The sequence below is a fragment of the Moorena sp. SIO4G3 genome (assembly GCF_010692305.1).
GTDB classification, from domain to species: domain Bacteria; phylum Cyanobacteriota; class Cyanobacteriia; order Cyanobacteriales; family Coleofasciculaceae; genus Moorena; species Moorena producens_A.
Window position 1 is genome coordinate 1 of the sequence record NZ_JAAHIG010000211.1, and the last position, 15,810, is coordinate 15,810.

Annotated in this window: 6 protein-coding genes; 3 read left to right on the forward strand and 3 right to left on the reverse strand. The window is 44.5% G+C overall.

Annotated features, from left to right (window positions below; translation table 11 throughout):
* Nucleotides 1–67 precede the first annotated feature (67 nt).
* On the reverse strand, nt 68–247 hold the full coding sequence (locus F6J99_RS28595) for a hypothetical protein (RefSeq protein WP_293117775.1): 180 nt from the start codon (nt 245–247) through the stop codon (nt 68–70).
* A 190-nt stretch (nt 248–437) separates the two neighbouring features.
* Here F6J99_RS28595 and F6J99_RS28600 point away from each other — a divergent pair, with 190 nt between their 5' ends.
* Nucleotides 438–956 (forward strand): hypothetical protein, encoded by a 519-nt coding sequence (locus tag F6J99_RS28600; protein ID WP_293117778.1) that lies wholly within the window; start codon nt 438–440, stop codon nt 954–956.
* Nucleotides 957–980: 24 nt separating this feature from the next.
* On the opposite strand, the gene F6J99_RS28605 is transcribed toward F6J99_RS28600, so the two are convergent.
* Nucleotides 981–1,130, reverse strand: coding sequence for a hypothetical protein (locus F6J99_RS28605; protein WP_293117780.1), 150 nt, complete (start codon nt 1,128–1,130; stop codon nt 981–983).
* A gap of 82 nt (nt 1,131–1,212) precedes the next feature.
* Here F6J99_RS28605 and F6J99_RS28610 point away from each other — a divergent pair, with 82 nt between their 5' ends.
* Complete coding sequence (locus F6J99_RS28610; RefSeq protein WP_293117783.1) at nt 1,213–12,966, forward strand: Calx-beta domain-containing protein; 11,754 nt, start codon at nt 1,213–1,215, stop codon at nt 12,964–12,966.
* A 224-nt stretch (nt 12,967–13,190) separates the two neighbouring features.
* Nucleotides 13,191–14,429, forward strand: coding sequence for a VCBS repeat-containing protein (locus F6J99_RS28615; protein WP_293117785.1), 1,239 nt, complete (start codon nt 13,191–13,193; stop codon nt 14,427–14,429).
* Between the two features lie 283 nt (nt 14,430–14,712).
* On the opposite strand, the gene F6J99_RS28620 is transcribed toward F6J99_RS28615, so the two are convergent.
* On the reverse strand, nt 14,713–15,810 hold a 1,098-nt coding region (locus F6J99_RS28620; protein WP_293117788.1), incomplete at its 5' end, for a transposase.

Consider the following 15,810-nt stretch of genomic DNA (forward strand, 5'->3'; position numbering starts at 1 on the left):
TCAATAGGCAAGAGGCAAGATTAACCCACCCCTAACCCCTCCCAGGAGGGGAAGGCAAGAGGCAAGATTAACCCACCCCTAACCCCTCCCAGGAGGGGAAGGCAAGAGGCAAGATGGGAAAGATATCCGGAGTTTTATTGCCCAATAAAATTAGTTGCGTAGGGTGCGTTAGGGGTGCCTCATTTTCCGCCTCGTAGCCAGGCTTTGGATAGCCCGCCCCGTAACGCACCACCGTGTCAAAGAGCAAAAATGAGATGCACCCAAGGCAAGAGGCAATATGGGAAAGATATCCGGAGTTTTATTGCCCAATAAAAAAATAAATTTTAGGTTTACTTTTTATTGGATATATGATATATAATAAAAAGCGAAATGTCTAATTTAATTGTTGTAAATTGATAGTTGTTGAAACTAACTATTTTTGAATAAGGAGCAAAAAAATGTCAGATACTAAAGTATTTTTTGGTGTTTCTCTAGAACTGGCTGGGAAGACAATTTCCCTAGAACCTAAAAATGCAATTGATGAGCTTAGAGAAAAGGGAATTGAAGTTGAACTTCCGGCAGGGGAGAGAGTATATTTAGGTACAGTGGGTAGTTCTCTTAACAGTATTTTAAAAACACTAGGAGCACTTAAGGAAGAGGAAACAACGGCTCCCTTTCTGAATGATAATGGCACGATCAAGTCCGAATACTTACCAGAGATTACCGTCTTACAGAATGCTGCTGATCTCGTTTTAGAAGCTGGTTTATATGTGGATGAATTTCATGTCAGAATTCCAGGTTCTACTGCCAATGAAACTGTGACTGATAATAATCAGACGACAACAGTAGTAAAAAAAGATAAAACAGCATATACCGTTGGACTATCAGCAGAATGGCAAGATGATGCAGGTCAATTAATTGACGGATTAGAGCTTAAATTAAAGGGGGTCTATTTCAAAATCAGTAATGAAGAATAGCTATCAGCAATCAGCAATCAGCTATCAGCTATCAGCTAATGCTTCACAGCGTCGAAGCCTGTGCCACTTGGCTTTTAAATAAAATAAGCTGAGGGCTGTTCGCGTAGCGTGAGCTTTTAGCTCACGGCTCACGGCTGTTCGCGTAGCGTGAGCTTTTAGCTCACGGCTGACCACTGATAACTGACCACTGACCGCTGACTTTCGATAATTCCATTTTTGCCTAGTAATATTTCTGAATCGAGCGATGACTGCAATAGTGCAAAGAACAACCAGTGTTAGCTTTGGTATGATCTCCGAGCTAACCGTTGCTGGTGAAACTGTCAATTTGATCCTGGAGAAAATTGAAGACCGCAACGTAACGGTTTATCAGGGCGGTATGATTGCTGGACAGCGACTTTATGTCGTGGCGCTTTTGGAAGAATTAATTCCAGAATTAGATGCACCAGACTCGATTCAGAACTTAGCCATTACTAAAATGGCGGTGGAATTGCGACCAGATAAAGGGGCATTTTCTTTTGAGGCTGCTATTGAAAATGCCTGGTCGATTACCCTCGATTCGGGGCCAACCTTATCGATCAAACAGCTTGCTCTGTCAGTGTCATCGGTCAAATCTTCTGGCTCAACCAATGGCACTCAACAGAATACGGCAGAATCCCTCTCCCAGCAGCGAAAACTGTCATTTGAGGGGCTGTTTGAGTTATTTGGTGGCGAATTTGCGGTTAAGGTCGCCCATCAATTTTCGTCACAGAGTGGCATAATTGCCAGTCAGTGGGCATTTTCTGCCACTGCTGAAAATATCAGCATTACCGAAGTTATCAAAGCTTTTGGATTTTCCCAGGATAAACTCGATTATGGGTTGCGGGATTTAGTAGTTTCCCTGGCATTTGCGCTACAACAAACCCGCTATCAAGACAATAGTACCCAAATCGTCGAATCCCGCTATACCTTCACCGGATCCATGGATTGGGATACTGGCATTGCCTTAGTGCCAGGGGAAGAAACCCTGCAAATCCAAGCAGCGATTGAAATTTCCAAAACCTCCAGTAATAGATCCGGGGGAACCTCTACGACCCTAAAAGGCGCGATCGCAGGAACGGTCAAAGCCTCGATTCCCTTTTTCGATACCTTACAACTCTCGGTTATCTATACCTTTAGCCAAACCAGTAGCACCTCTAGCTCTGGTCGTTCATCCCAAGCCCTGGCAAATCGTACCGGTGAGTTAATTTTCCAACTCCAAATCAGTACCCTGTTGTTGAGCGCAGTCTACACCGATATCAATACCGATATCAATAATCGTAAACTGTTGCGGTTTAGCGTTAGTTTGGTCAGTGGAAAGAATCCCACCATTGGTGACCTGATTGCCTATATTGTCAGCGTCTATGACTCCAGCATTATTGACTTTGAACTCGATCCACCCTGGGATGAATTTGCTAAAGAAGAGATAGCGCTAGATAAGTTTAGTCTGGAGATAGACCTAACCGATAAATCCATCACCATTTCCTACAAGGCTACCTTGAATGTCTTGATTGCTAAGGTATCCAATGTGGGGCTGTCTTACCAGTTTGGGACTAAGTCATCTCAGGTTAGTACCCAACAAAATAATGCCAGAACAGCATCCAATAAGAAAATAGCGATCGCAGTAGACTTAAGTATTCCTGGAGAACCCAAAAAGCGAGTTCAGTGGGACCCAGTCAATGAAAATCCCCCACAAGTGCCCAGCACTAAAGCCCCGATCTTCGAGCTGAAGTTCCTGGCTTTGGGACAACGGGTTGCCTTTGCACCAGAAATTGTTCAGCAAGCTCGTACTATTGAGCAATTCACCACGGTGATGCGCCAAACCTTGGTACCCCTTCCCCCTATTAAACGGCGGCAAAATCCCCTCACAGCTCTGCAACAGTCCTTACCCTCAGTCGTCAGTTCTGACCCCACTCAACCAATTCAATTTTCAGGTCAGCCAATACAGTTTAGTGCAGAGAGTGGGTGGTTAATTGGTGCCCAATTTGTGATTTTGGGTTCCATTGAGATCAGTGTAATTTTCAACGATCCCTTTATCTATGGGCTGCGCATTAGCTTGTCGGGACCCCCGGTACAGAGTTTTGCTGGATTTGAATTTGAAATCCTCTATCGCCGCATTAGTGACACTGTCGGGGTCTATCGCAGTGAGCTGGTTTTACCGGACACCATGCGGTATATCGACTTTGGTGCTGTTCATATTACCCTGCCAGTGGTTGCCATTGAAATCTATACCAATGGGGACTTTGGTATCGATGTGGGCTTCCCTTGGGGTGGTGACTTTTCGAGATCCATTGCTGTTAATGTCGGCATCTTTTTAGGGTTAGGGGGCTTCTATTTCAATAAACTTAGTGCAGAAACAGCCACCAGTGTTCCCGACATTGTTAGTGGCACCTTTGACCCGGTATTGGAATTTGGCATTGGCTTACAGGTCGGGTTGGGGAAAATTATCAATAAAGGTCCTCTGCGCGCCGAATTCAGCATTACCATCCATGGGATTTTGCAAGGGGTGTTTGCTACCTATAATCCCACCGATACTAATGAGAAAAAGGCCACCTATTACCAGATTCAGGGTGGTGTAGCCATTGTTGGTCGCATCTATGGTGTCGTGGACTTTAAGGTCATTAAGGTTGATATAGAAGTCCTGGTTAAAGCTGCGGTGCTGTTTGTGGTGGAGGTATACAAAGCGATTCAGGTGGCTCTGGTGGCTACGGTTTCTGTCAAAGCATCGGTCAAGATTGGCTTTGTCCGGATCAGATTTAAGTTTAAATTAACCGTGCGGGAGCAATTTGTCCTCGGTTCAGATAGCACACCACCCTGGCAACTCGCTCCTGACTCTGGGGGAGCCATAGCTCCCCCAGAGCCAGAATTTACTGCCCGTGCTCAAACCGTGCGTCCCCCTCGAATGCAGAAAAATGCTAGGGCTAATCGCTCCTTTGCTTTTGCTAAAGCCCAGACCATTAGTAGCACAGGAACAGTTACAAATGCTACTACTACAAATGTCACTACTGAAACATCTGGTGGACGGTCATTGCGATGGGATGATGGCACAACGGGAATTAAGCTAGCACTGCCCGGAAACGTGGGCACGGACACTGTAAAAGACGGCAAGCTTCGCCTCGATATTTATTTTCAACCGTCCTTTACTAAGACCGAAACAGGGGTAAGTGGTATCGGGTTATTGTTTATGGAAAACTCGATTCCCTTAAATGATGATGATACTTCTACCAATGCTAATAATGATACGGACTTTGATGAGTTAGTTAAAGCCCTATTCAAATGGGTGATTTATGCCTACTTATCAGATAGTGAGCGTAATGCTTTAACTATCGACCCAAGTGCTGTTAATGTTGATGATCAAGTCTTAAGCTTGGAATTGTTAGAAGATGTTTATACCCTATTCGTTAACTACTTAGACGAAGAACCGGCGGATGAGTTTTGGGAACCCCTGATTCGATTCTTGTCTACCAATTTTATCTTTGATATCACCGACAGCCCCATCGATAATAAGACGGAAATTAGTGGTACCCTTTTCCCGATGTTTCCTCAACTTCAGATGGAACTAAAGGATGGTGCTGATACTGTTCTCAATACCGTTTATTTTGATAGGCCGAAATATTCTCCCGCTCAAATCAAGGCGATTCAAACTTATTTTCAATCCTCCAACTATAACCATAACCAGAGCACAGAAGAAGTCCTGGGACAAATACCGACCAACGATGCATCCGCAGAGTTAGCGATCGCTGAACTTTTATTTATTGACTACTTCACCTTAATTATTCGCTCTGCGGTGCAGCTTGGCATCGATTATGTCAGAGATCAAGATCAAAATGATGAGGAGTTTGATGAAAATGGCCAGATTACCCTAGGCAATTTATTAAATAATTTAGGTGAGTCGTTCGAATCCTTAGCGGGAATGACCTCACGATTCTTGTTGCATGGATTGCGAATGCCCACCTTTACAGAAGATAACACTACAGAAGATAACACTACAACTATTAATGGACAACAAGCTGCTTATCTTGCTACAGGACAACAATTTACTGTTACAGTTACGCGCACTGCTCCCACAAAAGACGGGGATAGTGAGACGGTAACGATTAGCCCCAATGAAATCCGGTTATTTAAACCGGATACTTTGACTTGGATTCGACTAATTGATGATCCAAGTGAGAACAGTAATAGTACAACGTTAACCCCTGAACTTAATTACCCTTTCCCGGATAGTGATCCTCCCTACAACACCATTACGCTTATTAAGCAGCTTGATGAGGCAGCAACCAGTGGAATTTTGCCCACAACTCCTCCAACACTGCTGGAGTTTTACAATCCCACTAACCAGCAATACACTATTCGCCAAAAAACTTACTGGAATGAATCTATCAATGCAGCAAATAGTGACAATTTGCTGTGGGAACTTCCTTCTGGGTTATGTGATTATCTCAAGTCTAAGTCTGATGAGATTAGCTTTAAGTTTTTATACAACTTAACCCTTTTATACAATCAGCAGCAAGTTCAAGATAGGGAAACGTTAGATACTGCGGAGATTGAAGCGGGATATACTTGGGCAACTAAATTAACCTTGGAAATCCGCCAAGTCTCCACCTCAGATGGAAGCGGATTTTTGCCCACGGTATACGCTATTGAAAGGATTGAAACCGCTAGTCGGCAATTGCTGCAAGATATTCTGACAGCAAACGAAACTCCTACAACCTTGACCTTGTTGTATTTGGATGACAGTGGTGACTCGAAAGTTCTGACCCGTGATGGCAGTGCTGAAGTCTTGATGCTGAAGACGAATTTATCCCTAGATTCTGGGGATAATCGTACGGTGACACTAGAGACAGATAATGATGCAACTTTCTTCCTACCATTCCTAACACTGGTACAGGAAAGCACTGTTGTAAATAGTGAAGGCTATTACCTCAACTATAGCTATACACAAAACAATGAGCAAAAGGGCTTACCAGATTCTCTGTTTGCTGATGGGGACACGGCTCAGGTCACTCTGTTAATGACCTTTAGCAGCACTCCCGCTAGGTATCACAACTGCCTTAATATTCCATCTGATCATTCCCAGTACAGTACACTCGATGATGTCAGCGAAATTTTTGCCACCAGTAGTCAAACAACTAATGTGTTGAAGATTCCGGCGGGAAATCTTGGTTTTAGACTGACCCGTACAGCCATTGAAGCTCAAAACAATGAGACTGCTACCGATGAGATTCAAAACCTCTATCAGCTTTTAAGTTATCAGGTGCCCAGTACAGCAGCTGACTTTAAAACCGAGCAAGACCGTCTACCGATCGGACCGATTGAAGAGAATGAGGATAATACAACATGGGTCTATGAAAAAGTCTTGCCGGTTTATGCCTTAAGCACCGCCGCCATCACAGCATCCCAAGCATTACCGGAAATTCTCAAGGATACCCTCAATCCCTATTACGGCATTGGAGATACCTTTACGTTGGATTTTCGCTGGCAAGATATCTATGGCAATCGTTTAGGAAGTGATGGGGACTTTGCAGAAGGTATTAGCCAAAAATTAGGGTATTTCGACCCGATTTTCGGAATCAATCAATGGCCGTCGGTGGGTGAAAGCTATCAGATCACCAGCAAGGATGAGAAGACCGCTAATTTGATTCTGGAGTTGGTGTTAGACCAATCTAAATATATTCCCACTCCTGGGAATATTTTCACTGAGGTACTGGATCAGATTAAAACTGACCGCGCCACCTATCAACAAATTTACTATCAGGTTCATGACTCCAACTTGACGTTTAGGGTGAGTACATCGGTGATTCCCACCCCTGACCAGCAGCAGGAGTGGCAGGAGTTGACTGATCAGCGTGCCGCCTTCACGGGCTTTGTGGATAATGTCTATAAGTATTTGGTCACGTTGGAATATCTGCAGCAATTTACCTATACAGTTGCTGGTAACACTGAAAACCTGGAATCCGTTGCTAATCAGTATGGCTGTGATATTGGAGATTTAGGGGATAGTAATAGTGCAGTTAGTGGTATTTTCACCAGTCCTCAAAATATTCAGATTCCTGTCGGTATTCGGGTTAAGCAAAACAGCTTAAATGAGATCGCAACCAAGCTCAACAAAGATTACGGCACTCAAGAGGCTAAAGTCAACGAAATTGTCACGGAATATGCAAAAACGGCGGATTTATTAGCGGTTGGTGAGATTATTGCTTACAATAGCGCTGGTAATTCCCTCAGCTATACCGTTCAAGATGGGGATACCTTCGAGTCGATTGCGATCGCACAACTCGCCTTAGAGGAAGACCAGCTGATCGAAACCCTGCTACAAACCATTGCTCAAGAGTTAAATACCACCGAAACCTTCGAAACCTTAACCAATGGTGTCCTGATCAAGGGTCTAGAATCATCCCACGTCAACAATTACGTTACCCTAAACGCCACCCTAGAAGAAATTGCCTATGGGGTATTGCAGCTGGAAAATGCTGACCTGGATCTGGAGTTTGACCAGATCCCGACTGACCGGATCAATGAGATTATTGCAGAGAATGAATCGACGGTATTGCTGGCAGGGGTTACGGTTTCAGCCTTGGATAATAATAGCACAACCCAGGATGGCGAGACGTTGGGCACTCTTCGAGACCGTCTGTTAGCACCACCAGCATCCCAGGATGTGGTACAGGCCATTCGTGATCTGGAAATTTTCCCCACGGACACAACATTAACGGTCACGGTGACCAAGAATGATGAAGCAACACCAACTCCGTTTAATGTAGACATCAAGATAATTACTGAAAAGACCTGGAGTGCGATCGCAGCGGCATTCCCCAATACCTCTAGCACGGAAACTGTTGAAACAGTGATTCTTGCCAATGCCCAACGCCAGGATTTACTGGTGGCAGGTTCCACAATAACCATAAAAATGGCCAATATTAGCCTTGATTACACCATCCAGGCTCAGGATAGTCTATATCACATTGCCCTGAACCAGTTTGTCGGCACTACTACTATCGAAACCCTGCTACAAACCATTGCTCAAGAGTTAAATACCACCGAAACCTTAACCAATGGTGTCCTGATCAAGGGTCTAGAATCATCCCACGTCAACAATTACGTTACCCTAAACGCCACCCTAGAAGAAATTGCCTATGGGGTATTGCAGCTGGAAAATGCTGACCTGGATCTGGAGTTTGACCAGATCCCGACTGACCGGATCAATGAGATTATTGCAGAGAATGAATCGACGGTATTGCTGGCAGGGGTTACGGTTTCAGCCTTGGATAATAATAGCACAACCCAGGATGGCGAGACGTTGGGCACTCTTCGAGACCGTCTGTTAGCACCACCAGCATCCCAGGATGTGGTACAGGCCATTCGTGATCTGGAAATTTTCCCCACGGACACAACATTAACGGTCACGGTGACCAAGAATGATGAAGCAACACCAACTCCGTTTAATGTAGACATCAAGATAATTACTGAAAAGACCTGGAGTGCGATCGCAGCGGCATTCCCCAATACCTCTAGCACGGAAACTGTTGAAACGGTGATTCTTGCCAATGCCCAACGCCAGGATTTACTGGTGGCAGGTTCGACAATAACAATCCCCGATATTATTGATTACACCATCCAGGCTCAGGATAGTCTATATCACATTGCCCTGAACCAGTTTATTGCCACTACTGATGATGATCCTAGCGCCATCGATGTGCTGAAATCGGGCATTGTTGCTGAAGTGGGTGCCCTGGAGTATACCATTGCTGATCCGGCCCAACGGAACACCCTTGCTTACCTAACTCAGCAGCTTCATCTACAAACCAACCTTCATCGCACGGTGTTGGAAACGGTACAAGCGGTGGGCAATATCAGTGATATTCTGACTGTGTCTACGATCAATAGTCAATTAGCTGTGGTTGCTGCTGCTGTTAGCGATATGACTGGGTTATTTGGTACGGAGGATGTAATCCTGGCTGACGTGCTGTTTAACTACACTGTCACCAGTGGGGATAGCTTTGAGCAAATGATTGCTATTGCTGCTGCCGATGATAGTCAAATTATTACCGATCAAACCACAGCAGGGGATATTGCTCTTCAAAATCCCACTTTAGCCTTAGAGTCCGGGGCAACTCTCTACATTCCGGATCGCTTTACCCTAGATACCTCTTCAGATACCTCTTCTGCACAGAACCCTCTCTCTCTAGTAGTGGTATCCACAGATCAAACCACATCCCTGAGTACCTTAACCAGTACCATGGAAACGAAAATTACCCCAGCAGCAGTAATGGAAATTACCCCAGCAGCAGTAGCGGTGGCTAACCAAACCCTGGCCGGACTCTTGAGTGGCAATACTGCTATCGATGTCCGTCCGGTTTTGGAATCCCTGACTAAGATTAGAAATAGCGACTTAGAACGGTTAGCGGCTTTCATCAGTCAAACTATCGAGACCGGAACTGAGGAAACCTTCTACACTCTCACCTCTCGATGGGCGCAAACCCTGGTTAATTTCAAAAATAGTATTGATGCCGAAGCCAGTCAAGCCCAGCAAAGCATTGGGGCGGTGAATGCTATTTATGAGCAACTGGAGAACTTGGAAGGGGCAAATCGCATTGCGTTACGGGCCTTACTTGATCTCAATGATAGTGAATCTTCTTTGAGTATCTTGAAAGCAACACTGCAGGATGGAGATGCCCTTAAACCCCAATTCCAGCCATCAAAGGTTCATAGCGAATCTGATACCTTGGATGTGCCGGATGCGGCTGAAGGTAACCTTAAATCCCAATTCGAGCCATCAACGGTTCATAGCGAACCTGAAACCTTGGATGTGCCGGATGCGATCGATCGTATCAAAACTGCCCATGGTCAAACCGATGATCAGGTATTGATCGACACCTTAAAGGAATCATTGGAGATTATTCATCGCATGTATGACCTCAGTTGTCTGAAAACAGCGGTGGATCTGTTAGAAAAGCGTACGCAACGCCCCCTAACTGTGGCAGAAGTAGCAGAGGCGCTCCAAAATGAATCGGATCTGATTGAGGCCAATCAAAATTGGATTGTTCCCCCAGCAGTAGCTAGCACAACGGTTTATCTCACCATCCGAGATAACAATAATAGTCTTCTGTATCCAACGGATTTACTTTTCCCGGTCACCGTACAGCTGGAAATGCGACGCAACCAGGATTTGATGCATTCCGACGATGTGTGTGAAAAGGAGATGGATTGCTATGTGTCTGAAGCTGAGGTAGTATCAGCCTATTTTGCCCCCAAAACCGTTGTGCTGACCAGCTCCTCCGATGATGAAAATGCTGAGTTTAGTGAACGCCTGGCCTCCCTTGACCCCTTTGCCAAGGCATTTGAGCAAGCACTACCTAACTTAAAGCTAGCAGTGGGGAGGGATGCTGGGAATATTGATAATGCTAATCCTCAAAACAGTGATACCCTGTGGGCAGTTCATCTGGGGGATACCGGGATTAGTTACGATATCAAAGAGGATTTCCCCTACTTCTTTTCCGCTGCGCCTTTGAGCAATACCTTAATGTCAGGGGAAGTAAACCTTTACAGCTACACCCAAGATGGTGGACTTGACCAAACCTCAACAGAAACCGTGCGAGTGGATGCGGTAGACCTGAATGGTTTAGCCCGTAACTATTTACGTGCTATTGAAGATATCCTGAAACCGGAAACAGCTATCCCTGCAGTGAATGATACTATTGAAGTGGATGATTCCACTTTACAGGATGAGCTTAGGGGCATTTTAAAGGATCAGCTTAGGCGGATTTTAGATGTCAAAGCAAGTTTGGCCGATTCGATTAGTAAAAATGTGACCCATGTATTGAAGACTTCTGTGGATACAACTTCCGAAGAGTATACTACTCGCCAAACCTTAGCGGTGGAAGCACTCCAAAAGGAATTGCTGACAAATTTAGCGGATGCTTACGACATTGAAACCATTGTTCAATATAACGTAGATGTAGAGATCGCTGATCGCTATCAATGGCCTGATCAAGATATTCCTCGTTTATCTGGGCAACCAGTGATAAACGGGGCTTATTACACCAATCCTGAAAGTACACCCAACTCCACTATTTCTGACGCAGAAAACCAAGCTCTGCTTCAATCGATAGATTTCACCTTATCTCCAGCTAAAATTGAACTGAGCGATGCCAACAATGGTAAGTCTACGCTAACCTTTTTCTTTAATACCCAAACTCCTCAGCGTTACGAAGATATTGCGGTTAATCTGAACTATCAGGTTAATGAGTTGGAATACAAGATTAATACTACTAATTCCACCTCCTCTTGGCTCAATTTTATTCAACCTCTCAACGATGAGCCTAATCAAATTGGAGATGTTCAAATTCCCATTCCTTTGCGAGATTTTCCCCTTCCTCCTTCTCTGATTTCCCATACAGCAATTCCTGACCCCGACAGCTTTGCTGGTGAGATTCTCAGTGCTGAGGATATTCGAGACTGGAATTATGTTTTCCTCTATGAACATCCCGATGTGGCTCAAGATACCATTGAATGCCGGATTGAATACAATGGTTCCTCTAAATTAACCATTAATGATGTCTCTTTGAAGGAACCCGAAGAAAATCAAGACGTAGAAGCAGTTTTCACTATTACCTTATCTCCTCCCTCTGACAATACTGTTACGGTTGATTATCAAACCCAGGATGGCACTGCGGAAGCACCAGGAGATTACACGGCAACGAGCGGAAGTCTACAATTTGATCCAGGTGAAACCACCAAAGAAATTCGGGTGCCAGTCAACAGCGATGATGTTGTTGATGAAAATAATGAAACCTTTACCCTTGTGCTGAGTAATGCAGTTAATGCAGACATTGCGGACCCAGTGGGTGTTGGCACAATTATCGATACGACCAATACTATTGATCCACTGTTGGATACCCTGGTGCGGTTTAACAATCTATATCCAACCCTAGCCAGTGATCTCAAAACTTTGGAAACCGGGTTAACCTCTGACAACGAGACTACTGACAAGGAGAAGACTACAGTTGCTTATGCCCTCAGTGCCTTTGCGACTCTAGCAGAAGACGTGGCTAGGTCATGGCAAATTTGGCAACCGATTGCGATCGCACAGGCATCTCGCGAGACAGTTCACTACAACATTGATGAAAACCTATCCGCTGACCAAGAAACCAAAACAGTTATCATCACTCCCACTAACAATATTCCCGATACTGATCAACAAGTCTTAGATATTGAGTTACCAGGGTATGAGTTAAATGAGACCAGGCAAAACGATTTCACCACTAACTCCTCCACAGTAGCTTATACAACAATTGAGTATGATTTCACCAAATTGCTTGATGCAACTGGGGTAGAAACCTTTGGGGAGTCGGCATTACCAGACCGTAAGGTGACTGTAACTAATTTGGATGTGTTGGACTATCAAAATGCCTGGGGTGCTATCCGTCTCGCCCGCAATAAAAATTTGATTGATGGCCGGGAAACCAATGCTGCTTTCATCTTCCAGACTCCTGAAGTCCGGTTTAAGAATCGGATTACTCCTCTAATAGTTAATGATAAGCGTTGGGATATTGCAGACCTGGGCGATTCCAGAAGTAAAGCCTTGGATAAGCATCTCGAAGAGTTATTCAAAGTCTTGCTCCCAGCTATGATTAACCGTCCTTATGATATTCGGATTAGCTGTCAGTATGCCTTTGCCTTAGCTAGCAATACTAGCGCCACTGGTAATGAAGAAGAACTATTAGCTTCCTTACCTGTTTTACTAACTCCTCGATTTACGGTTCAAAAGTCTGGGGATTCCACGGATATGTTAACAGTGACTCAACAGCTGCGAACAAATATTTTCCAAGAAATTGACGATTGGCAGGAGCAGAAAAACCCCAATCAAACCAGGGGACGATATCTATTTAGTTTTAGTTTCTTTTCCAATCCAGAAAATGTGAGTAGTACGGAGAATCCTAATTTGCCTCTGTTAACGGTGGAAAACTTGAATCTTTTGCTGACAGATATTAGTTAAGAATAGTAAGTTATCAGCGGTCAGCTGTCAGCTATTCACACAGCTAAGAATTGTTATAGGGATAAAAACTCTACGAAGGGATTGTTTGACCGGACTATACAACAATGTTAAGATTACTCTGGTTTTAATACTAAACATTTCAAAACTAAAAGGTTAATAACATGAAAACCTTGGTAAGGCGTATAAGTACAATTATTTGTACTATAACCCTAGCCTTTACTTTAATGGCTAAACCAGCTCAAGCTTATTCCGATATAGCCCTGGTACGACAAGCTCCAGGTTGGGGTAGTATACCTGTGGCTTCTTCCAATGGTGATGGCAGCTTTACTGTTACTAATGCCGGAATTAGCAAGTTTATTGATAAGTGGGCACCCACAGGTGGAGTTAAGGTGATAACTGGTGACTTTAACGGCAATGGTCGCACCGATATCGCCCTGGTACGACAAGCTCCAGGTTGGGGTAGTATACCTGTGGCTTTTTCCGAAGGTGATGGTAGCTTTACTGTTACCAATGCCGGAATTAGCAACTTTATTGATAAGTGGGCACCCACAGGTGGAGTTAAGGTGATAACTGGTGACTTTAACGCCGATGGTCGCACCGATATCGCCCTGGTACGACAAGCTCCAGGTTGGGGTAGTATACCTGTGGCTTTTTCCAATGGTGATGGCAGCTTTACTGTTACCAATGCCGGAATTAGCAACTTTATTAATCAGTGGGCACCCACAGGTGGAGTTCAGGTGATAACTGGTGACTTTAACGGCAATGGTCGCACCGATATCGCCCTGGTACGACAAGCTCCAGGTTGGGGTAGTATACCTGTGGCTTTTTCCAATGGTGATGGCAGCTTTACTGTTACTAATGTCGGAATTAGCAAGTTTATTGATAAGTGGGCACCCACAGGTGGAGTTAAGGTTTTAACTGGTGACTTTAACGGCAATGGTCGCACCGATATCGCCCTGGTACGACAAGCTCCAGGTTGGGGTAGTATACCTGTGGCTTTTTCCGAAGGTGATGGTAGTTTTACTGTTACTAATGTCGGAATTAGCAAGTTTATTAATCAGTGGGCACCCACAGGTGGAGTTAAGGTTTTAACTGGTGACTTTAACGGCAATGGTCGCACTGATATCGCCCTGGTACGTCAAGCTCCAGGTTGGGGTAGTATACCTGTGGCTTTTTCCGAAGGTGATGGTAGTTTTACTGTTACCAATGCCGGAATTAGCAACTTTATTAATCAGTGGGCACCAGCAGGTGGAGTTAAGGTGATAACTGGCAACTTTAACTGCGATAATCGCACCGATATCGCCCTGGTACGACAAGCTCCAGGTTGGGGTAGTATACCTGTGGCTTTTTCCGAAGGTGATGGTAGTTTTACTGTTACCAATGCCGGAATTAGCAACTTTATTAATCAGTGGGCACCAGCAGGTGGAGTTAAGGTGATAACTAGTGACTTTGGTGTTCATTAATTGCAGTACATTATCAAGGATTGGTAATGCACCTGAGTTGTGATGGCGTTGGTCTCCGACTCCAGCAACTCTGAGATTGTTGTAGCGGTTAGCGATGACCCGAATCCACCGCCAGGAGTAGCCAGTCACCTCGGCTACTTCTGGCGGTCGTTTTACTTTTGGCCATTAACCAGAGTATAATGTCTTTCCCAGAGTGGAATAAGACCTATCGTTCGACGGAGTTGTTTGCGTTTTTTGCCAACCGAGTTATTTGACACTCCCCGTCCGTCTAGGAGGGGGATTCTTACTTCACAGAGCCGTCTTGCTCGACCAGGCCGGAGCCAGGAAAAGTAGAGGACAGTTCTCCATAAGCGTTCGGATCAATGATCCAGGTTCCTGTATGCCCTACAGTACCCAAGGCTCTTTTTAGAATATTGATAGCTGCATTATGGTCGCGATCCAACACACACCCGCACTTACAGGTATGGGTTCTAGTAGATAGCGATTTTTTGACAACTTCACCACAGTTTGAGCAATTTTGGCTAGTATAGCTAGGATTGACTGCTACAGTTTGTCTACCAAACTTTCGTCCAAAATACTCTAACCATTTTCTAAACTGATACCAACCTGCATCATTAATAGACTTGGAGAGACAGTGATTTTTGACCAAATTTATCACCCTTAAATCTTCGTAAGCGACCACATCGTTAGAGTGGATTACGCAACGGGCGAGTCTCTTCGCATGTTCTTCACGTTGCCTACTTATTTTAAGGTGCATCCTGCCTAATCTATTAACGGCTTTCTTACGGCTAGATGAGCCTTTCTTTTTGCGAGAAACTCGGCGTTGATGAAACTTCAACCGCTTCTCGCCCTTGCGATAAAACCTGGGATTTGGCTCTATGTTTCCCTTGGAATCGGTATAAAATTCTTTCAGTCCTACATCTAACCCAATGTTGGTATGTGATGGTTCTAGAGATTCTTTAAGATCAGCTTTGACACAAAACTGGACATAGTAACCATCTGCTCGACGTACTAACCTAACTCGCTTGATCAGCTTTTGGTCGTAACGCCACACTTCCCAGGTTCCCTTGAGTTTTAGTTTCCCAATTCCTTTTTTGTCTAAGAATTTTATTGATTTGGTATCAAGGGAAAGTTTCCAGCCTGATGTCTTGTATTCAACTGACCGGGAAAACTTTTTAAACTTGGGATAACCCTTTTTGCCAGGGACTTGTTTTTTACACTTATCGTAAAACCTAGAAATTGAACTATAGGCTCTTTGTTGAACTAAGTCGAAGAGTCGCCTCTTCTGACTCGTCTTCAAAACCGTACGTGACACTTTCGCATCATACGGCTCCTCATTATAGTACTTTAAATCCATGACATTGGCTCCTCTTAGAATGGG

What these genes read in the sequence shown, in the direction of transcription:
- F6J99_RS28615 (WP_293117785.1), top strand. Translation starts at nt 13,191, where the DNA reads ATGGCTAAACCAGCTCAAGCTTATTCCGATATAGCCCTGGTACGACAA.
- F6J99_RS28600 (WP_293117778.1), top strand. Translation starts at nt 438, where the DNA reads ATGTCAGATACTAAAGTATTTTTTGGTGTTTCTCTAGAACTGGCTGGG.